At 72.9% G+C, this 19723-nt stretch carries 16 protein-coding genes and 1 pseudogene; 2 read left to right on the top strand and 15 right to left on the bottom strand.

Annotation, left to right across the window (positions count from 1 at the left end):
• Positions 1 to 25 precede the first annotated feature (25 nt).
• The 12 genes from ACFVXK_RS05435 to ACFVXK_RS05490 form a co-directional block, all read right to left on the bottom strand.
• The gene (locus tag ACFVXK_RS05435; RefSeq protein ID WP_389610201.1) at positions 26 to 697 is read right to left on the bottom strand and encodes a flavodoxin family protein; all 672 of its coding nucleotides are present in this window, start codon (positions 695 to 697) and stop codon (positions 26 to 28) included.
• A gap of 64 nt (positions 698 to 761) precedes the next feature.
• Positions 762 to 2066 (bottom strand): TrpB-like pyridoxal phosphate-dependent enzyme, encoded by a 1305-nt coding sequence (locus ACFVXK_RS05440; RefSeq protein WP_389610202.1) that lies wholly within the window; start codon positions 2064 to 2066, stop codon positions 762 to 764.
• Between the two features lie 71 nt (positions 2067 to 2137).
• Positions 2138 to 3412 carry an MFS transporter gene (locus ACFVXK_RS05445; RefSeq protein WP_389610203.1) on the bottom strand — a complete coding sequence of 425 codons (1275 nt, stop codon included), beginning with the start codon at positions 3410 to 3412 and terminating at the stop codon, positions 2138 to 2140.
• A 2-nt stretch (positions 3413 to 3414) separates the two neighbouring features.
• Positions 3415 to 4644 carry an ATP-grasp domain-containing protein gene (locus ACFVXK_RS05450; RefSeq protein WP_389610204.1) on the bottom strand — a complete coding sequence of 410 codons (1230 nt, stop codon included), beginning with the start codon at positions 4642 to 4644 and terminating at the stop codon, positions 3415 to 3417.
• Positions 4645 to 4694: 50 nt separating this feature from the next.
• Positions 4695 to 5465 carry a B3/4 domain-containing protein gene (locus tag ACFVXK_RS05455; RefSeq protein ID WP_389610205.1) on the bottom strand — a complete coding sequence of 257 codons (771 nt, stop codon included), beginning with the start codon at positions 5463 to 5465 and terminating at the stop codon, positions 4695 to 4697.
• A 241-nt stretch (positions 5466 to 5706) separates the two neighbouring features.
• Entirely contained in the window at positions 5707 to 6939 is a 1233-nt protein-coding gene (locus tag ACFVXK_RS05460) for an MFS transporter (protein WP_389610206.1), read from the bottom strand.
• Positions 6939 to 8228 (bottom strand): amidohydrolase family protein, encoded by a 1290-nt coding sequence (locus tag ACFVXK_RS05465; RefSeq protein WP_389610207.1) that lies wholly within the window; start codon positions 8226 to 8228, stop codon positions 6939 to 6941. Before ACFVXK_RS05465 ends, ACFVXK_RS05460 begins: the two co-directional genes overlap by 1 nt.
• 44 nt (positions 8229 to 8272) lie before the next feature.
• Positions 8273 to 8944 (bottom strand): hypothetical protein, encoded by a 672-nt coding sequence (locus tag ACFVXK_RS05470; protein ID WP_389610208.1) that lies wholly within the window; start codon positions 8942 to 8944, stop codon positions 8273 to 8275.
• Complete coding sequence (locus ACFVXK_RS05475; RefSeq protein WP_389610209.1) at positions 8928 to 10349, bottom strand: phenylacetate--CoA ligase family protein; 1422 nt, start codon at positions 10347 to 10349, stop codon at positions 8928 to 8930. The genes ACFVXK_RS05470 and ACFVXK_RS05475 overlap by 17 nt, the downstream gene beginning before the upstream one ends.
• A gap of 162 nt (positions 10350 to 10511) precedes the next feature.
• Positions 10512 to 11234: an SDR family NAD(P)-dependent oxidoreductase gene (locus tag ACFVXK_RS05480; protein ID WP_389610210.1), complete on the bottom strand. Its 723-nt coding sequence runs from the start codon at positions 11232 to 11234 to the stop codon at positions 10512 to 10514.
• Between the two features lie 58 nt (positions 11235 to 11292).
• On the bottom strand, positions 11293 to 11889 hold the full coding sequence (locus tag ACFVXK_RS05485) for an anthranilate synthase component II (RefSeq protein ID WP_389610211.1): 597 nt from the start codon (positions 11887 to 11889) through the stop codon (positions 11293 to 11295).
• Positions 11886 to 13403: an anthranilate synthase component I family protein gene (locus ACFVXK_RS05490; RefSeq protein WP_389610212.1), complete on the bottom strand. Its 1518-nt coding sequence runs from the start codon at positions 13401 to 13403 to the stop codon at positions 11886 to 11888. The genes ACFVXK_RS05485 and ACFVXK_RS05490 overlap by 4 nt, the downstream gene beginning before the upstream one ends.
• Before the next feature lie 290 nt (positions 13404 to 13693).
• Here ACFVXK_RS05490 and ACFVXK_RS05495 point away from each other — a divergent pair, with 290 nt between their 5' ends.
• Complete coding sequence (locus ACFVXK_RS05495; protein ID WP_389610213.1) at positions 13694 to 15145, top strand: PLP-dependent aminotransferase family protein; 1452 nt, start codon at positions 13694 to 13696, stop codon at positions 15143 to 15145.
• A 92-nt stretch (positions 15146 to 15237) separates the two neighbouring features.
• Here ACFVXK_RS05495 and holA read toward each other — a convergent pair whose 3' ends face one another.
• Positions 15238 to 16230, bottom strand: coding sequence for a DNA polymerase III subunit delta (gene holA, locus ACFVXK_RS05500; protein WP_389610214.1), 993 nt, complete (start codon positions 16228 to 16230; stop codon positions 15238 to 15240).
• A gap of 61 nt (positions 16231 to 16291) precedes the next feature.
• Here holA and ACFVXK_RS05505 point away from each other — a divergent pair, with 61 nt between their 5' ends.
• Entirely contained in the window at positions 16292 to 16534 is a 243-nt protein-coding gene (locus ACFVXK_RS05505; protein WP_389610215.1) for a hypothetical protein, read from the top strand.
• A 20-nt stretch (positions 16535 to 16554) separates the two neighbouring features.
• Here the strand turns inward: ACFVXK_RS05505 and ACFVXK_RS05510 are convergent, their stop codons facing one another.
• The gene (locus ACFVXK_RS05510) at positions 16555 to 17436 is read right to left on the bottom strand and encodes a YceI family protein (RefSeq protein ID WP_389610216.1); all 882 of its coding nucleotides are present in this window, start codon (positions 17434 to 17436) and stop codon (positions 16555 to 16557) included.
• 124 nt (positions 17437 to 17560) lie between these two features.
• A pseudogene (locus ACFVXK_RS05515) lies at positions 17561 to 19723 on the bottom strand (ComEC/Rec2 family competence protein); the annotation flags it as partial.

Here is a 19723-nt window from a genome sequence, read left to right on the forward strand (position 1 = left end):
GGTCACAGCGGGCCTCGTATCCGTCTCAGGTCGCCGAACGGACCCGCGCCACGCGCTCGTTGCGGTCGTCCAGGGGCAGCACCGGGTCGCCCTGGGTCGCCTGGGCGGCGCGCAGCAGCAGCGTCATGTCGAGCATCCGGTGGATCATGCGTTCCAGGGCGTCCAGCCCTTCGGTGTCGTTCAGACCCGGCTCCCTGGACGTGTTCCGCAGCAGCGCGGGGAAGCCGCTGCCGGCCAGGATCATCCGGTTGAGCAGCAGATTGTCGACGAGCTGGTTGTGCACGGAGGCGTCGCTGTAGCGGCGGCAGGTGACGATGATGCCGCCGACCTTGTTGGCGAGCGGGCGGTCGAAGCGCAGATATCCCACGCCCGCCCGCTCGATGAAGATCTGCATGAGGTGGGCGAGGCCGAAGCCGTGCACGGGCACGGCGTAGACGATTCCGTCGGCCCGCCTCATCTCCTCGACGATGGCGGGCATGTCGTCCGACAACGCGCAGGGGGCCGGCCTGCTGTTGCAGTCGCCGCACGGGCTGCACGGCGAGATGCGGTAGTCGCGCAGATGCACGGTGCGGAAGACGGCGCCCCGCTCGCGCACCAGTTCGCCCGCGTATTCCAGCGCCAGATCCGTGTTCCCCCCGGCGCGCTCGGATCCCGATATGGCAAGAATGACGGGTTTCGTTCCGTGTGTTCCCTGCATGAAATCTCCCCCCGAGAGTGGCTGCGCGGGGGCGGGCCGACCCGCCCGCCCCCCACGGCGCCACTCAGTCCTTGAGCTTTCCGGCGAAGTAGTCGATGTAGGCCTGCATGTCGAAGTGGCCGTGCCCGGAGAGGGAGAACAGGATGCTCTTCTCCTCGCCGGACTCCTTGCAGGCGAGGGCCTCGTCGATGGCCGCCCGCACGGCGTGCGTGGACTCGGGCGCGGGCACGATGCCCTCGTGCCGGGCGAAGGTGACCCCGGCGTCGAAGCAGGCGGTCTGCGGGACGGCGCGGGCCTCCAGGTATTCGAGGTCCTTGAGCGCGCTGATGATGGGCGACATGCCGTGGTAGCGCAGGCCGCCCGCGTGGATGCTCGGCGGCAGGAAGTCATGGCCGAGGGTGTGCATCTTGGTGAGCGGGGTGAGGCCCGCGGTGTCGCCGAAGTCGTACTCGTACGTGCCCTGGGTCAGGGTCGGGCAGGAAGCCGGCTCCACGGCAATGGCCCGTACCGGACGCCCGCCGCGCAACTGCTCGCCCAGGAAGGGGAGGGCGAGTCCGCCGAAGTTGGAACCGCCGCCGGCCGCACCGATGACGATGTCCGGGTAGTCCTCGGCCATCTCCATCTGGAGCTGGGCCTCCTGGCCGATGATCGTCTGGTGCAGCAGCACGTGGTTGAGCACCGAGCCGAGTGCGTACTTGGCGGTGCCGCCGCTGGTGACCGCCGCCTCCACCGCCTCGGAGATGGCGAGCCCGAGGCTGCCGGGCGAGTCCGGATCCGCGGCGAGGGCCGCCCGGCCGGCCGCGGTGAGCTCACTGGGGCTCGCCGTGACGCTGGCGCCGAAGGTCTCCATCAGCCCGCGGCGATACGGCTTCTGCCCGTAGCTCACCTTGACCATGTAGACCTCGCAGACGAGGCCGAAGTACTGGCAGGCGAGGGAGAGGGAGCTGCCCCACTGCCCGGCGCCGGTCTCGGTGGTGAGACGCTCCACGCCCGCCTGCTTGTTGTAGTACGCCTGCGGGATGGCGGTGTTGAGCTTGTGGCTGCCGGCCGGGCTGACGCCCTCGTTCTTGAAGTAGATGCGCGCCGGGGTGTCGAGCGCCTTCTCCAGGCGGCGGGCCCGCACCAGCGGGCTGGGCCGCCACTGCTTGTAGATGTCGATGACCGCGCCGGGGATGTCCACCTGGGCGTCGGTGGAGAACTCCTGGGCGATCAGCTCCTCGGGGAACAGCGGCGCCAGGTCGGCCGGGGTGACCGGCTCCCGGGTCCCCGGGTGCAGCATCGGTTCCAGCGGTTTGGGCAGGTCCGCGGCCACGTTGTACCAGGTGGTGGGAATGCGGTCTTCGGGGAGCACGAACTTCGTCTGAGACATGAACACTTTCCTGTGGGTGAGTGGAACGGGCCGAGCTGGAGCGGGGTGCGACGAACGACGTCGCCCATCGGTCAGTTGGCAGGTCGGATGGCCTCCGCCGAAGCGACGTCCGCGGCTGCGGGAGCGGTGGTCGCGGCGACGGCCGGGGAAGGCCCGGATTCGGCGCCCTTCGTGGACACGGACGGCCTGATCCGCAGCAGCGCGTAGACCGCCATGCCGGCCAGTGGCGCCGCGAGGAGCGTGACGAAGACGGGCTGGTGCCCGTGCGACGTCCAGAGGACGCCGAGGCCCACCGGCACGACGAGGCGGGCGAGGCCGAGCACGAAGCCGTTGAGGGCCATGAAGCTGCCCACCCGGCGCTCCTCGACGTGATCCGCGACGTACGTGGGCACGACGACGGACACGATGATCTCGCCGAACGTCCACACCACCGTGGAGAGCAGGATCGCCGGCAGCGAGAACGCGAAGACGATCACGGCGAGGCCGAGCGCCCACAGCAGCCCCGCGACCAGCAGCAGGAGCTTCGTGCCGTACTCCCGGATGCGCTTCTCCAGGACCAGACCGAAAGCGACCACGACGACGCTGTTGATCGTGTACACCGTGCCGACCAGGCCCGCCGACTCGTGCAGCACCGTCGTCACGGCGAGGGGCAGCGCGTACTCGAGGCCGATCAGCGGAACGACGTACAGGAAGGAGGCCAGGACCAGCAGCAGCACGTGGCTGTGGCCGAGCCGTCCCGCACGCCCCTTCGTCCGGGCGCTCTTGGCGCCGCCCCGCCGGTCCTTCGGCACCCAGATCGCGATCATCACCGCACACGCCAGGCCCGCGAGGATGTTGCCGGCGAACATGACGTGATACGAGTACGCCGCCGCGACACCGCCGAGGAGCGGGCCGACGCCCATCCCCAGGTTGTTGCCCACATAGCTGATCGTGTAGGCGAACGGGCGCTGCTCGGGCGTGGTCAGGTCGGCGACCAGGGTGTTGGATGCCGGGCCGAACATGCCCATGCCGACCAGGGCGACGAAGAGCAGGACCGCGTACGTCCACGGCGGGCCGTCGAGGACGGCGAGACCGAGATAGCCCGCGGCGTTCAGGAGCAGCGCGGTGAGCAGCGCCGTGCGGCGTCCGCGCAGATCGCAGACGGGCCCGCTGAGCAGACTGCCGACGAGCAGGCCCGTGCTGCCGACCGAGATGAGCAGCCCGGCCTCGCCGGGGCTGAGGTCCTTGCCGCGCACCAGGTAGACGGCGAGCAGCGGGAAGACGAACATGCCCGCGCGGTTCACGAAGGAGGCGAGGAAGAGCACGCGCAGCGCGAACGGGAGTTCCTTGAATCGCGTCCACCACATGGCTACGCCTGCTCGGTCTCGACGCGGAACGCGTCCCGCACGGTCTTGAAGCGGGCCCGTACGTCCTCGAAGTCGGTGCCCTCGCACACGTACCAGCCCAGTACGTCGTTGGAGCGGGTCGGCGGGGCGAGGACGTCGCCGACGCCCTTCCACACGTCGGCGTCGAGCACCGCTTCGAGTGCCGTCAGCTCGGCGGGCGTGGTGATGGCCGTGATCCGGCCGTACTCGCCGGAGGACAGGTACTCGGTGCCGATCTCCGGGCCGAGCCGCGCCTCGGTCCGGTACTGCGGGTCGAGTTCGAGCCTGCACCACTCGCCCGCGAGGTTGATGCCGCGGCCCGCCTCGATGGCCGGGACGATCGAGCCGCCGCCCGCGCGTGCGCCCGCCTCGCCGAAGACGACCTCGCCGTCGTCGAGCAGGAAGAACTCGGCGTGCACCACGCCGGTGCTCAGGCCGAAGCCCCGCAGGACCAGCGCGTTGAGCTCCAGGATGCGCTGCTCGCCGGGGGTCAGGGCGTACTTGCGGGAGATGGTGCCGCCCGGCTCGTTGAGGTACTCCAGGATGGCGTACGTGTACTGGGAGAGCTGCTCGAAGACGACCTCGCCCGCCTGGAACAGCGAGTCGACGTGGTACTCGGTGCCGCGGATGAACTCCTCGACCCGGTACTCGTGCCGGTCGTCGCCCATCTCCGCCCAGACCCGGTCCAGCTCCTCCCGGTCGTCCACGCGGTAGGTGCTGCCGCAGGCCCAGCCCGCGTACGGCTTGACGACCACGGGGTAGCCCACCGCGTCCGCGAACTCCGCGACGGCTCCCACGGTGTCGGGACGGCAGGAGCGGGCCACGCGCACCCCGAGCTCCTCGGCCCTGCGGTGCATGACGTTCTTGTCGCGGAAGTTGAGCGCCTGGTCCGGGGTGAGGCCGGGGATGCCGTGGTCCCTGCGGCTGCGGCTGGCGGGGAGCACGTCGCCCTCGAACAGCGGGAAGATCCGCTCGATGCGGTGCTCGGCGACGATGGTGTCGACCGCCGCGCGCACGGCGTCCGAGTTCTCCAGGTCGGCGTGGTACTGCGGCAGTCCGTCGGCCTCGGGGGCCTCTTCGCCGCTCGGCAGCAGGACCACCGTGCGGACGCCGAGGTCGGAGGCGGCCTCGACGACACTGCGGAACTGCGCGGTGTAGCGGCCCGCGGCGGGCCGGTGGACGACCAGGATCGAACGGTTCGTCGGACGTGTCATGGGATGCTCCTCAAGCGAGTCGTGGGCCGCTGCGCCCAGGGGGTGGGGGCTCAGCGGGCGGTCGCGGCCGACGGGGCGCCGAACAGCTCCCCGGACGGCGTGGACCGGTCGAGCACCAGCGGTTCCCCCGGCTCGCCGCCGAGTTCGACGAGCGCTTCCACGAGACGGCGAAGCGCCTCTTCGACGTCGGCGCGGCCGCCGTCGTGTGCGGACTCCACGGTGAGCAGGAGCCGGCGCGGGCCGAGGCCGGTCTTGACCACGTCGCCCTGCCGCCAGTTCCAGCGCCGCGAGTGCGCGCGGCCCCGCCCGTCGGCGTAGACGACCTCGCCCGGCTCGGGGTGCTCGGGCGCGTCCGGTGCGCCGAGCGGCAGATAGGTCTCGTCGCCGCGGGCGAGGCGGACCTCCAGCTCGCCCTCGATGTCGCCCATGTCGCAGGAGGCCACCGGGAGGCGGCTGTCCAGCGACACGGCGTTGCACAGGTCCACCAGGGAGTTGATCCGCGGCAGCCGGTCCCCCTTGGCCACCCTGCGCAGCACGGACTCGGCGGCGCAGGGGAAGCGGTTGGGGTTGACGTCGACGGCCCGGTAGGCGTCCCGCCAGGCGGCGATCGAGGGCAGCGCGGAGACGTCCGCCTTGGTGAGCTGCGCGGTGTGCAGGCGGTCCTCGGCTGCGGTGAGCCGCGCCACCGCCGCGGGGGCGTCCTTGACGACGTCGATGTGCGGTACGGCGATCAGGCCGAGCACATAGCCGGGTACGCGCTCCGACAACCGCGCGTCGACGGTGACGGTCACGGTGCGGGGATCGGCGGGCGTGGTCTCCATGGGGCGGTGATCCTTCACTTCGGGGCTCTGGGTCGCTCTGGGGGTCGGGTCCGGTGGAACCGGTGTCGGGTCCGGTGGAACCGGTGTCGGGTCCGGTGGAACCGGTGTCCGGTCCGGTGCTGCCGGGTGGTCCGCTGATGGCCTGCTCGACATTAGGGAGCGGGCGGGCCGCCGGATGTGGCCAATTCCCGGGATTTCCGGGAGACCACTTCTGCCCGGCCACGGCGGGCGGACCGCCCGGTCAGCCGGTCTTCCCCGCCGGTTCGGGGGTCCCCGCGGCCGCGGCCGGCGGGGCCTGCCGGGAGGCCGGTTCCTTCATCCGTACGCCGATGAGGGCCGTCCCCAAGGCGAGCACCGCCAGCCCCGCCCCGTAGAGCCCGAGCCGGTCCAGGCCGTCCGCACCGCCGTGGGCCAGCACCCGGCCGCCGATGAACCCGCCCAGCGAGATACCGGCGAAGGTGGCCGACGAGTTGAGGGAGAGCAGCAGCGGCCCCGAAGCGGGTGCGATCGCGAACAGCCGGTGCTGCTGCGGAGGTTGCGTGGCCATCGCGGTGACCCCCCAGGCCGCCATGGCGACGGCCGCGGTCGGCAGTCCGTCCCGGGTCAGCGGCAGCGTCGCCAGGACGAGGGCGAGCCCCGCGACCGAGGCGAGCAGCACCGGGGTCGTGCCCCATCGGTCGGTGGCGCGCCCGCCGAGCACGGTGCCGGCCACCGCGAGCACCCCGAAGACGAGCAGCAGCAGCGCCAGCGTCGTACCGTCGCCGTCCGTCGCGGGCGCGAGCACCGCACCGATGTACGTCAGCGCGAGGTACCCCCCGGTCATGAACAGCAGCGTGGTGAGCACGGCGCACAGCACCCGCGGATCACGCGCGGGGGCGAGCCGGGCCGCGAGCCCCGGCGCGGCGGGCAGCCGCACCTCGGGCAGCCCCGCGGCCACCGTCCCGGCGCACACCGCACCGAGCCCGGCGAGCAGCCAGAACGTCGACCGCCAGCCCAGGTCGGCGGCCACCCAGGTGCCGAACGGCACCCCGGCGACGGTCGCCGCGGAGATCCCGCCGAGCACCACGGCCATGGCCCGCCCACGCCGCTCGGGTGCGGACAGGGCGGCGGCGGACGCGGAGGCCGCGGGGATGTACAGGGCGGCCCCGGCCGCCGTCAGGACCCGGGCCGCGAGCAGTACGCCGAGTCCCCCGGCAAGGGCGGATGCCGCATTGCCGAGCGCGAAGACGACGAGGGAGATCACCAGGACGGTGCGCCGCGAGAGCCGACCGGTCAGGGCGCCGAGCACCGGCGCCAGGACCGCGTAGGTGAGCGCGAAGGCCGTGCTGACCCAGCCCACGTCGGCCAGGTCGGACGACAGGTCCCGCGCCAGCTCGGGCAGCACCCCCGCGACCACGAAGGTGTCGGTCCCGATCGCGAAGGCTCCGACGGCGAGCAGCGGCAGCACCGGCAACCTGCTCCGGGTGCGGGCCATCACGCGGCTCCCGCCGGGACGCGGAGCCGGAAGGCGTCGGTGTCGCCCGCCACGGGTTCGCCGCCGAGCAGCACGAGTTCGATCGCACCGGGCCGGCTCAGGACGGAGATGTCCTGAGCCGGGTCGCCGTCGGTCACGACGAGGTCGGCGAGCCGCCCCGCCTGCACCGTCCCGGCGTCGTCGCCGCGTCCCGCGAGCCGCGCGCCGTTGGCCGTGGCCCAGGTCAGGACGGTCGGGGCCGGGATGCCCGCCATGGTCACGTACAGCTCCAGCTCCTTGGCGTACGAGCCGTGCGGGGTCCAGGCGAAGCCGAAGTCGTCGCCCGCCACGACCGGGATGCCGAGCTCCACCATGAGCGGCAGGATGCGCAGCGTGTTGGCCACCTCGGCCTCGAACTCCAGCGTCTCCAGATACTCGGTGGTCTTGCCGTGATCGGTGCCGGTGGTGAGCAGCATGTGCGGCTGGTACAGGCTCGGCACCACGAAGATTCCGCGTTCGGCGATGGCTTCGAGCGCCGCGTCGTCGGCGTACGTCGCGTGGTCGATGACGTCGACGCCCGCGGCGATCGCGTTGCGGATGCCCCGCAGGCCGCGGGAGTGCGCCCGCACCTTGGCCCCGTGCTCGTGCGCCGTACGGGTCGCCACCACCAACTCCTCCGCTGTGAAAAGCAGTTCGTGGGAGCGCCCGTTGGGGAAGGTGTCGTCGCCCGACGAGAAGACCTTGACGATCTCCGCGCCCTGCGCGATCTCCCCGGCGACGTACTCGGCCATCTCCTCGGGTGTGTCGGCCAGCCGCATCAGGTCGGTCGGGATGCGCTTCTTGACCTCGGGATTGCGGCGCTCGGGCGGCCCGGACACCATCAGGTCGCGGCTGCACGGCGTGATCCTGGGGCCCAGAAGACGCCCGGAGTCGACGGCCCCGCGCAGCGCCATGTCGATTCCGGCCACCGAACCCGCGCCGACGAACGCCGTGTAGCCGAGGCCGAGCAGCCTGGTCGTGTTCTCCGCGGCGGCCAGGGTCACCTCGGGGACGGAGTACTTGAACAGCATCTCCCGCCCGTCGAGGACGTTCAGATACGCGATGTGGGTGTGCCCGAGCGTCATGCCCGGCATCACGGTGCGCCCTGCGAGGTCGAGCACGTCGACCTCGGGCGAGTGCAGCGGGGCGAGGCCCTCGGGCAACACCGCCTCGATGCGCTCGCCGTCGAGCAGCACGCTGTGGCGCGGCAGCGAGGCCCGGCCCAGGCCCTCCTGGACCGTGGCGTTGTGGAGCAGGGTTTTGCGTGGCACGTCGAACATCTCCTGTGGTTCGTGGGGACGGGCGGGGACGGGCCCTAGGGCGTGGGTCGGATGCCGCCCGCCGGCGTCTCCGCGCGGCCGAACAGGGTCCAGACGATCTCCGCGCCCTGGCGGCTGGCCACCCAGCGCAGATCGTTCGCCCGGATGCCGGGCGCGTTGGTGACGGCGAGGTCCGCGCCGCCCGCGGCGAGGATCTCGGCCGCGTGCTGGGTCGACGAGGCGTCCACCCAGGCGACCTCGCGGTCGCGCAGCCCGGCCGGCGCCAGCTCGGCGTAGATCCGGCGGACCTCCCACATGGCGGCGACCGCGAGGGGACCGTCCCCCGGCAGGGGGGCGGCAGCGGCCCTGGCCGCGATCCCGTACTCCGGCGTGGCCTGGGCGAAGAACCCTCGCAGGCGCAGGTCGCGGTGCCAGTGGAAGCGGGTGAGGCCCTGGTAGGCGCTGGGTACGAGGGCGAACTCGACCTGGCCCCCGAGGAGCTGGTCGAACACGTCGTCGAAGGTGGCGAACAGCCGTACCGAGAGCCCGTGCTCCCCGGCGAGGAACCGCGCCGCCAGCTCGCTGGACGTACCGGCCGGGCCGAGCGTGCCCAGGGTGGTTCCCGGCCGCGCGGCCCACCGTCCGGCCAGCTCGCTCCACCGCGCGGTGTACTCCTCGCCCAGCGCCTCGGGCAGCGCCGGCGGCGCGGCGTCAGTTCTCATAGCCACGCTTCGCCGCCATCCGCCGGGCCACCTCGGTCTCGTGGTCGGGCGCGCTGCGCCGGTCCACGATGCGGGCGGCCTTCCAGCTGACGAAGGCGCCCGTGCTCACGATCGGGTCGAGCCCGTCGCTGAGTTCGACGGTCACGGGCACCCCGAGGGCGTCGGCGGCGCGCGCCCGTACCGCTGCGGCGAGTGCCTCCACCTCCGGGGCCGGGCCCCCCAGCACTTCGAGGCGTACGGTCAGCCGGTCCTGGCCGTCGGCGTCCCGCTCGATCACCACCTGGTATCCGGCGGAGCCGGTGACCCCGGTCATGACGGCCGTCTCGATCTCACCGGCGGTGAACCGGCGTCCGCCGAGTTCGAGCCGGTCCAGGGTGCGTCCGACGATCCGGACGAGATCGCCCGGCAGCTCGCAGTCGCAGCCGGACTCCTCGATGACCACCGCGTCACCGGTGCGGTAGCGGACGAGCGGCTTCACGCCGTCCACCAGCATCGTGACGGTCAGCTCGCCGCTGCCGCGGGGCCCGTGGGACTCGCCGGTCTCCGGGTCCACGACCTCGATGAGGTAGTTGGTCTGGGAGAGGTGCATCCGCTTGTTGCGGCAGGCCGTCGCGATGACGAAGGCCTCCTGGGACCCGTACAGGATGTTGTAGACGTCCGCGCCCCAGACGCTCTCCAGGTTGTTCGCGAGGGCCGGGGTGCACATCTCGCCGGTGACGAGCAGCAGCTTGACGCTGAAGTCGCGGCGCAGGTCGTAGCCGAAGTGCTCGGCCGCCTTGGCGAGGGTGAGGGCGACGCCGGGCGTGCAGCAGATCACTTCGAGTTCCAGGTCCCGCATCAGCTGCAGGGCCTTCTCGAAGCCGATGACCGGTGAGTACGGCCAGATCTTGGCGTTGAGCGAGCCGACGTTGCGGGCGACGTCGCCCAGGGTGTCGCCGAACGAGTGCACCTCGGTGGGGCCCATCAGGCCGATGCGCGGGCGGTGTGCGCCGAAGTGGTGGCGGAAGATCGAGGCCCAGGACTCGGTGATGTGCGCGTTGCTCGCGACGATCTCGCGTCCGTCACGGGGGCAGGGCGTGGCCCGGCCGGTGGTGCCGGTCGTCTCGTAGAAGAAGAGGGCGTCGGAGAGTGGCCGGCTGAGGACGTCCAGCATCTCCTCGCGCAGGTGGCTCTTGGTGGTGAAGGGCAGCGTCGTGAGGCTGTCAGGGGTGACCGCGGCCAGCTCCACTTCCTTCAGGTGCCGTGCGTAGAAGGGTGATCCGGTGCTGACCTGATCGAGCACCGTGCGCAGCTGGCTCGCGCGCCAGGCGGCCAGGGCGGCCTCGGACAGGGTGCGGTCGTAGAAGGCCTGGTGGAGTTCGAGGTAGCGCGCGGCGAACTCGGCCGCGGGGCCGTGCGTGGGTAGCCACATGGGCGAGGGTCCTCTCGTGGTGGAAGGCGCGCGGTGGCCGGGCGGTATGGCGCCGTGCCGGGGCCGCGCGCGGGAAGTCGACGGGTCGGGTGGAGCCGTGGCGCGGCGGGGCCGGGCGGTCGGGGGCGCGGCGGGGCGCGGGCGCGTGGAACGGCCGTTCCGCTAGCGCAGCCCTCCGTTGACGTCCAGCACGCTCGCGCTGACGTAGCTCGCGTGGGCCCCGACGAGGTAGCGCACCGCCGAGGCGACCTCGGCGGCCTCGCCGAACCGGCCCATGGGGATGCGTTCCCGGTAGCCGGCCGCCCGGTCCTCGGGGATCCGCGCCGCCATCGGGGTGTCGATCAGCCCCGGCGCGACGGCATTGACCCGGATGCGGTGCGGGGCCAGCGCCCGGCCGAGGCTCCGGGTCAGGGCGATCACGGCGCCTTTGGACGCTCCGTAGGCGGCGTCGGGGCTGCCGCTCTGGCCGCTGATGGAGGCGACGTTGACCACGCTGCCGGGCCGCCCCGCGGCGATGAGCCGACGCGCGAGGGCCTGGGTGCAGAAGAAGGCCGCACCCGCGTTCACGTCGAAGACGCGTCGGTAACTCTCCGCGTCGTAGTCGAGGAAGTCCCTGGCCTCGTAGATGCCGGCGTTGTTGACGAGGATCCCGGGCAGCCCGTAGGCCGCCTCGATCTCCTGGAACAGGTCCTCGGCCGCTTCGGGCACGCCCAGGTCGGCGACGAGCGCGGCGTGGGCCGCGGGGTCGGCGTCGTCCTTGACGTCCACGGCGAGCACCCGGTACCCGGCCTGGGCGAGGGCTGCCGTCACCGCACGCCCGATCCCCCCTGCGCCGCCGGTCACCACCGCCAACGCCCCTTGTTCGATGTCCACTTGATCGTTCACCGTTCCCCCGGTCGTTCCGCTGCCCCCTGCCGGCCCCTGCCGGCCCCTGCTTCGCCGTTCAGCGCACCGCGACTCCCGGCGCGCCGACCGCGCCGGCGCTCTCCAGGAAGTTCCCGAAGATCCGCAGCCCGCTCTCCGTCATCACGCTCTCCGGATGGAACTGCACCCCCTCGACGGCCAGCGTCCGGTGCCGCACGCCCATCACGTAGCCGTCGTCCAGGGACCGCGCGGTCACCTCGAGGTCCGCGGTCGGATCGGTGACGATCAACGAGTGGTAGCGGGTGGCCGTCAGCGGCTGCGGGGCACCCTCGAACACGCCCTGTCCGTCGTGTTCGACAGGGCTCGTCTTGCCGTGCATGAGGTGCTTGGCGACGGCGATCCGCGCCCCGTACGCGAGACCGATCGCCTGATGCCCCAGACAGACACCGAGCAGCGGAACCCGTCCCGCGAAGGCGTGCACGAGCTCGACGTGCCCGGAGTCCGACGGATGCCCGGGCCCCGGCCCGAGCACCACCGCGTCGGGGGCCGACTCCACCAGCTGCCGGACCGTGCGGGTGCGCGAGCGCACCACCTCGGTCTCGGCGCCGAGCGTGAGCAGGTACTGGTCGATGATGTGGCTGAAACTGTCGTACGCGTCGACGAGCAGGACCTTCACTTCAGCAGTTCCTCACCGGTCAGCGCCCAGTAGGTCGCGCTCATCTTGGCCAGCGTCTCCCGCCATTCGTCGGCGGGCACGGAATCGGCGACCACCCCTGCCGACGCCTGGGTGCTGTACCGGACCCCGTCGTGCACAGCGGTGCGGATGCACAGGGCGAGTACCGCGAACCCGCGGACGTCGACCAGGCCGAGCGCTCCGGCGTAGATGCCGCGCGGGTGGTCCTCGATGTCGTTGATGATCTCCATGGCGCGGAGTTTCGGCGCACCGGTCATGGTCCCTGCCGGGAAGGTCGCGCAGATCGCGGCCCAGACGTCCGTCCCGTCCCTGACCTGGCCGGACACGGTCGAGACCAGGTGGTGGACGTACGCGAAGGGTTCGACCTCCATCATCGTGTCGACGGCCAGCGTGCCGGGTACGCCGACCCGGCCGATGTCGTTGCGGCACAGGTCGACCAGCATGACGTGCTCGGCCTGCTCCTTGGCGCTCTCCCTGAGCTCCGCCACGCGGCGGGCGTCCTCGCCCGGATCGGCGGCGCGCGGCGCGGTCCCGGCGATCGGGCGCATGGAGATGAGACCGTCCTGGATCCGCACGAACAGTTCGGGGCTGGCCCCGATCACCGTCCGGCCCGCCCAGGGGATCAGGTACATGTAGGGCGAGGGATTGCGGTGCCGCAGCCGCCGGTACACCTGGAGTGGTGTCAACTCCGTCTCCACATCGATGCGGTGACCGATCTGGATCTGGTAGCTGTCTCCGATTTCGATGTGGCCCAGGCACCGTCGCACCCGGGCGGCGAAGGTCTCCTCGTCCACGGTGTCCCGCACGGACAGCGGCGGCGGGGCGTCCGGCACCGCGTCGGCAGCACCTGCCTCGCCCTGCCTGCGCACCCTGTCCACGACGGCCCGCAGCGGCTCCTGCGTCGGGTCCGAGGGCAACTGGCTGCCGTCCGCGGCCAGATAGCGCGCTCCGCCGTTGCGCAGGTCGTACCAGACCGTGTCCTTGAAGAGGGTCAGCGTGCACCGCGGCAGGTCCGCTGCGCCGCGCTGGGCGGGAAGTTCCTCCATGGCCCAGGCCGCTTCGTACGACAGTGTGGTGAGGAAGCCGAAGGCGAAGGTTCCGGCGGGCACCTCGGTGTCGAGGGTGAACGCCCCCTGGGCCGCGCGCAGGATCCGCCACACGTCAGCGGAGTCGCGCACGTCCCACTGCCGTACGGCGCCGGCCGAGCCACCCGTCGCATCGCCCGCCGCGCCGCGCGGCTGCCCGACGGCGGCCGAGAGCGCCTCGGTGAGCGAGTCGCCCAGCGTCCCGGCGGCGGCGAGCTCCACGCGGTCGGCGAAGACCCGCAGTTCCGCGAGGCGTCCGCAGCCGACGGCGGCGAAGTGCCGGTCCTGGTCGGGTCCGTCCAGGCTCTCGAAGAGGTAGACCTCGCCCTGGTCCCGCGTACGGGCAAGGGCTTCGTACAGGCTCAGTGCCGCTACGGGCGGAAGGGCTTCGGAGCGCACGCGTACGCGCACGGCCCCCGGTCGGCGGGCCCCCCGGCCCACCCCCTGCTCCGGCTCGGTCACCCCGGCTTCGGGCAAGGGCAACTCTGACAACAAAGACACGGCGAAAGACCTTTCTGGCCCCAATGGGCCGTGGGGACTTTCGGGCAGGGGAAATCACGGCAGCGGCGTGCGAAATATCCCCCGCCACGCGCCGTGCATACCGGACCTCAACGGTCCGGCTCCCCCGAGCCATCCCCCTGGAAGCCGGTTCTCCCACCGGCAACGAATGTGTGTGCGGAACGACTCCATCAAATGTGAGAATGCGCGGGCCAGACCACTTCGGCCATCGAGGAGAAGACCACTTGTCTCGGCAACTCGAGCTCACCGTGAATAGGGAATCCCGCCTTCCACTGGCCGTCCAGGTGCGTAACTCGGTACGAGAATTGGTTGAGAATGGAACCTTGTGGCCGGGTACCCGCATCCCCTCCAGCCGCCAGCTCGCTCTCGATATCGGTGTTTCCCGCAGCGTCGTCGTGGAGGCCTATGAACAGCTGTCGGCCGAGGGCTATCTGGAGACCAGGCGCGGTTCCGGCACCACGATCTCGGCCCGCGGCCAGTCCGACGAGGGTGCCGTCTCCACCCTTGCCCCGCCCGACCCGGAGCTCGCCCTCAAGGCGAGGTGGGACCTGCGCACCGGCACGTCGAACGTCATGGACTTCCCCCGCCAGGAGTGGATCCGGTGCGTCACCGCCGTGGTCAATGACGCGGGCCGCCAGGAGCTCGGCTACTCGGCGCCTGCCGGGGTGCCGCTGACCCGTCGCGTACTGGTCGGCTACCTGGGCCGGGTGCGCGGGGTGCGCAGCCGCCCCCAGGACCTGATGGTCACAGCCGGCTTCGCCCAGGGCCTCGCCCTGACCTGCAAGGTCCTGCTGGACCGGGGCCACACCACGCTCGGTGTGGAGGACCCCGGGCACCCGGGCGAGCGGGAGTTCATCACCAGCTCGGGGCTTCGGCCCGTCGGCATCCCCGTGGACGAGGACGGTCTGCGGGTGGACCTTCTGGAGGAGAGCGACGTACGGGCCGTCCTGGTCACTCCCGCCAACCAGTTCCCCACGGGGGCACGACTCGGCCAGGAACGCCGCGAGCGCCTCATCGCCTGGGCGCACAAGGTCGACGGCTACATAGTGGAGGACGACTTCGACAGCGCGTTCGTGCACCCCGGGGACCAGCTCCCCGCGCTGCAGAGCCTCGCCCCGGACCGGGTTGTGTACGCCGGAAGCGCGAGCAAGACCCTGGCCCCTGCGCTCCGCCTCGGCTGGCTGGCGGCCCCCTCGGAGCTGATGGCCTCGATCGAGCACGTCCGGGCGGGCTGGGACATCGGCTGTTCCGGCCTGGAACAGCTGGCCTTCACCCGCTTCATCGACACCGGCGCCCTCGATCGCCACCAGCGCAAACTCCGCGCGGAGTTCCACCGTCGCCGCCAGGTCATCCGTCGGCAGACCGAGGCCTGCCTGCCCGGCGCCCGTCTCACCGGCATCGACGGCGGCCTCCAGGCCTACCTCCAGCTCCCCCCTCACCTGGACGAACCGGCCCTGGTCCGGGCCGCCCGCGACCAGTCGGTACTGGTCCGGGGCAGTCGCTTCTACACGCTCACGGACGCATCGAGGCCACCCGCCCTGGTGATCAGCTACGCCACCGTCGACTGCGCAGGACTGGCCAAGAGCCTGCAGGTCATCGGTTCGGCGTACCGGCAGCTCGCCGAAATGCCGTAGGGCCCGGGCCCGGGCTCAGGTGCAGTGCCCCGGTCTCCGCCCTTCCCCGGGGGGGCGGGCCGCGGGCTTCGCGTGCCCGCCGGTCCGCGGTGTCAGCGGCGCTGCGGCCGGGCGGCGCGGGCCACCGCCACGACGGCCTTCTCCAGGGCGTACTCCGGGTCGTCCCCGCCGCCCTTGACCCCCGCGTCGGCCAGCGCGACCGCGCGCAGCGCCTCCGATACGCCGTCCGCCGACCAGCCGCGCATCTGCTGCCGGACCCGGTCGATCTTCCACGGGGGCATGCCGAGGTCCCGGGCGAGGTCGCCCGGGCGGGCTCCGCGCGGGGCGGAGGCCAGCTTCCCGATCGCCCGGACGGCCTGCGCCAGCGCACTGGTGATCAGCACGGGCGCGACCCCGGTCGCCAGGGACCAGCGCAGGGCCTCCAGGGCCTCCGCCGCCCGCCCCTCGACCGCCCGGTCGGCGACGGTGAAGCTGGAGGCCTCCGCACGGCCGGTGTAGTAGCGGCCGACCACGGCCTCGTCGATGGTGCCCTCGACGTCCGCGCACAGCTGCGCCACCGCGCTCGCCAGCTCCCGCAGGTCGGCGCCGATCGCGTCGACCAGGTTCTGGCAGGCCTCGGAGGTGGCGGAACGGCCCAGGGTCCGGAACTCCTGCCGGGCGAAGGAGAGCCGGTCCGCGGCCTTCGTCATCTTCGGGCAGGCGACCTCGCGGGCCCCCGCCTTGCGGGCGGCGTCCAGTACCGCCTTGCCCTTGACCCCGCCCGCGTGGAGGAGGACGAGGGCGATCTCCTCGTACGGGTCGGCGAGGTAGGCCTTGACCTCCTTCACCGTCTCCGCGCCCAGGTCCTGCGCGTTGCGCACGATCAGGACCTTGCGCTCGGAGAAGAGGGACGGGCTGGTCAGCTCGGCCAGGGTGCCGGGCTGGAGCTGGTCGGAGGTGAGGTCCCGGACGTCCGTGTCGGCGTCGGCCGCGCGGGCGGCCTTCACCACGTCCCGGACGACGCGGTCGAGCAGCAGGTCCTCCTGCCCCACCGCGAGGGTGATCGGGGCGAGGGGATCGTCGGTGGGGTTCTTCCTGGTGGCCATCGGCTCCAGCATCCCACGCCGCACCGACAGCGCCCCGCGCCCGGTGCCCGAGAATGGTCCGGTGAACCTGCGACATGTACTGGTACTGCCCGACCGCGACGCCGCCGAGGAGGTGGCCCAGGAGGCCGTCGACCGCTTCGGCCTCCCCGAGGAGCCGCAGCTGGTGCGCGACGCCCTGGCCGGCGAGGACGACGCCGAGGACGCCCAGTGGCTGGTGGTCGTCGAGGACCCGCAGCAGCGGCTCGACGCCGCGGTGCTGGACGAGCTCGCCGCCGAGTACGAGGGCTGGCTCGAAGCCCCCTGAGCCTCCCGGCCCGGCCGCCCTCAGGCCTTGTGGACGATCTGGACGTCCAGCGTCACCTCCACGCTCGAACCGATCGCCGCGATCCCCTGGGCCAGCATCGACTGCCAGTTCAGGGTGAAGTCCTCGCGGTGCAGCTCCGCCGTCGCCCGGCAGGCGGCGCGCGGCTCGCCCTCCAGGCCCGTGCCCACGCCCAGGTACCGGGTGTCGAGGGTGACGGAACGGCTCACCCCGTGCAGGGTCAGGGCGCCCGCGACGGCCCAGCTGCCGCCGCTGCGGTGGATGAACCGCTCGCTGTAGAACTCCACCGTCGGATAGCGGGCCGCGTCCAGGAAGTCCGCCGACCTCAGGTGGTCGTCGCGCATCCGCAGCCCGGTGTCGATGCTCGCCGCGTCGATGATGACGTGCATGGAGGAGTCCTCCATGCGCTCCCCGATCCGCACCGCCCCGGCGAAGGTGGTGAACCTGCCGTGGATCCGGGCGAAGCCGATGTGCTTGGCGGTGAAGCCGATCGAGGAGTGCGACGGGTCCAGTTCCCAGTGGCCCGGCTGCGGGAGCACCGGCGGCTCCACCGAGTCCAGGACGATCTCCGCGGTGCCGGGCTGCGCCGGGTCCCCCACGAGTGTCGCCCCGTGGAACGGCGCGTAGCCCTCGGCGCTGACCGACAGCCGGTACTCCCCCTCCGGCATGGCCGCCGTGAACCCCCCGTACGGGTCCGTCTCCCCGCTGACGACCCGTCGGCCGATCGGGTCGGTCACCTCGAACTTGGCCTGCCGGATGGGCTGGTGGACCGTGTCGAGGACCCGGCAGCTCAACAGGCGTGCCGTGGGCGGCAGTGTCAATGTGGCGGACGTCTGTGAACTCCCGCTCCCGGCCGTATCCGTCCCCCTTCGGCGACCGAACATGGCTGATGCACCCCCGTGCTGTGTGTACTTGGTCGGTTCTGGCGAAGAGGCATTCGATCATGCTGCCGGGTTGTGGGCAAACAGAATGGTCGCGCCCGGTATGACCGCGCCTTTTCGGACGCCGTCCGGCGGGAACCGCACGCAGCCCCGGACCGCCGCCGCAGACCGCCACGGAGCCGTCCGTATCGGTGCGCAGCACAGCCGCCCCAAGGGATTCGAGCCGTGCGAGGGTGGCCCGCGCAGGGTGCCCGTAGCGGTTGCCCGAGCCGACCGGGACCAGGGCGAGCCGTGGCCGGATCCGTTCCGTCAGACCCGGGTCCTGGTGGGCCGAACCGTGGTGGGCGACCTTGAGCACGTCCACCGCCCCCAGTTCCGGATGCTCCCTCAGCAGGGCCTGCTGGGAGCCCGGTTCGAGGTCTCCCAGCAGCAGGAACGTCAGCCCCGCGGTGCGCGCCAGCAGGGCCACGCTCGCGTCGTTGGGCCCCTGCGGCACCGGCGCGGAGGCCGAGGGCCACAGCACCTGCCACTCCAGCCGCCCGGCCCGCCGCCGCTCCCCCGCCACCGCCGCCACGACGGGCACCCCGGCCCCCGCCGCCGTCCGCCGGACCTGGGCCGCCCGGCCGGGCGGATCCGCCACCGCGGTGGTTTCGATCACACCGACGGAACGGCCCCGCAGCACCCCGGCCAGCCCGCCCACGTGATCGGCGTGAAAGTGCGTCAGCAGCAGTAATGGGATGCTTGTCACACCGAGGGCGCGCAGGCAGGCGTCCACCGGGCCCGGTTCCGGTCCGGCGTCGACCACGACGGCCGCCCCCGGCCCCACGGCGAGCGCGGCGGCGTCCCCCTGGCCCACGGCGCACTGGACGTAGCTCCAGTCCGGCGGCGGCCAGCCGGTGAGCGCACGGGTCAGCTGCGGCGGCCGCACCACCGCCACCAGCAACAGCACCGCCACCCCCGCCACCCCCGCCCGGACACCGCGCCGCCGCCCGAACCGGACCCCGAGCCCCACCAGCGCCGCCGTGACCCCCGCCAGCAGCAGCCCCCCTGCGAACCCGCCCGGCCAGGGCAGCTCCGCCCCCGGCAGCCGCGCCCCGGCCCGCGCGACGGCGGCGATCCACCCCACCGGCACCCCCGCGCACCGGGCCAGCAGCTCCGCGAGCGGCATGCACCACGGGGACGCGGCGAGCGCGGCGAAGCCGAGCACCGTCGCCGGCCCCGCGGCGAGCTCCGCCAGCAGGTTGCACGGCACCGCCACCAGGCTCACCCGGCCCGACAGCACGACCACCACCGGGGCGCACACGGCCTGCGCCGCCGCGGCGGCCCCCAGGGCCTCCGCGAGCCGCGACGGCACCCCGCGCGCCCGCAGCGCCCCGGCCCAGCGCGGTCCGAGGGTCAGCAGCGCCCCGGTGGCCAGCACCGACAGCAGGAACCCGTACGCCCGGGCCAGCCACGGGTCGTACAGCACCAGCAGCAGCACCGCCGCGGCCAGGGCCGGGAGCAGGGACCTGCGCCGGCCCGTGGCCAGGGCCAGCAGGGTCACCACCCCGCAGGCGGCGGCCCGCAGCACGCTCGGATCGGGCCGGCACACCACCACGAAGCCCACCGTCAGGGCCGCCCCGCACAGGGCGGTGAACCGCAGCGGCAGCCCCAGCCGCGGCGCCAGCCCGCCCCGCTCCACCTGCTGCGCCCGCCCCGGGGGCCCGATGAGCAGGTAGAGCACCACGGTCAGGTTGGACCCGGAGACGGCCAGCAGGTGCAGCAGGTCGGTGGCTTCGAACGCGTCGTGCAGCTCGGGCGGAACCCGGGAGGTGTCCCCGACCACCAGCGCCGGCAACAGGGCACGGGCGTCCCCCCGAAGCCCGTCGGAGGCCTCCCGCAACCCGGCGCGCAGCCTCCCGGCGGCCCGCTGCGCCGGCTCCGGGCCACCCGTCACCCGGGGCGGGACGTCCCCGCCCGGCCTCAGCAGCGCCACGGCCCGCTCCCCGTCCCCCGCCGGGGCCAGCCGGGCCGCCACCGCGACCCGGGCCGAGGGCTGCAGCCGGGCCCACCCCGGATGCCCGGCCAGCACCCGGACCGGGGTCTCCACCCGGGTGGCCACCCCGCCGGGGCCCGTCACCCGGGTCATCACCGCGTCCAGCACCACCACGGGCGGCCCGCTCCCGCTCCGGGCGGCCCGGGGGTCGGAGCCCACGGTGAGCTCCGCCACGACCTCGGCGTGCTCCCCGGCCAGCCGCGCCACGGGCCCCGCCCGCGCCTCGGCCCGCTCCAGCCCGGCCACCCCCGCCCC

It is taken from the genome of Streptomyces sp. NPDC058157, from assembly GCF_042884105.1.
GTDB lineage: Bacteria > Actinomycetota > Actinomycetes > Streptomycetales > Streptomycetaceae > Streptomyces.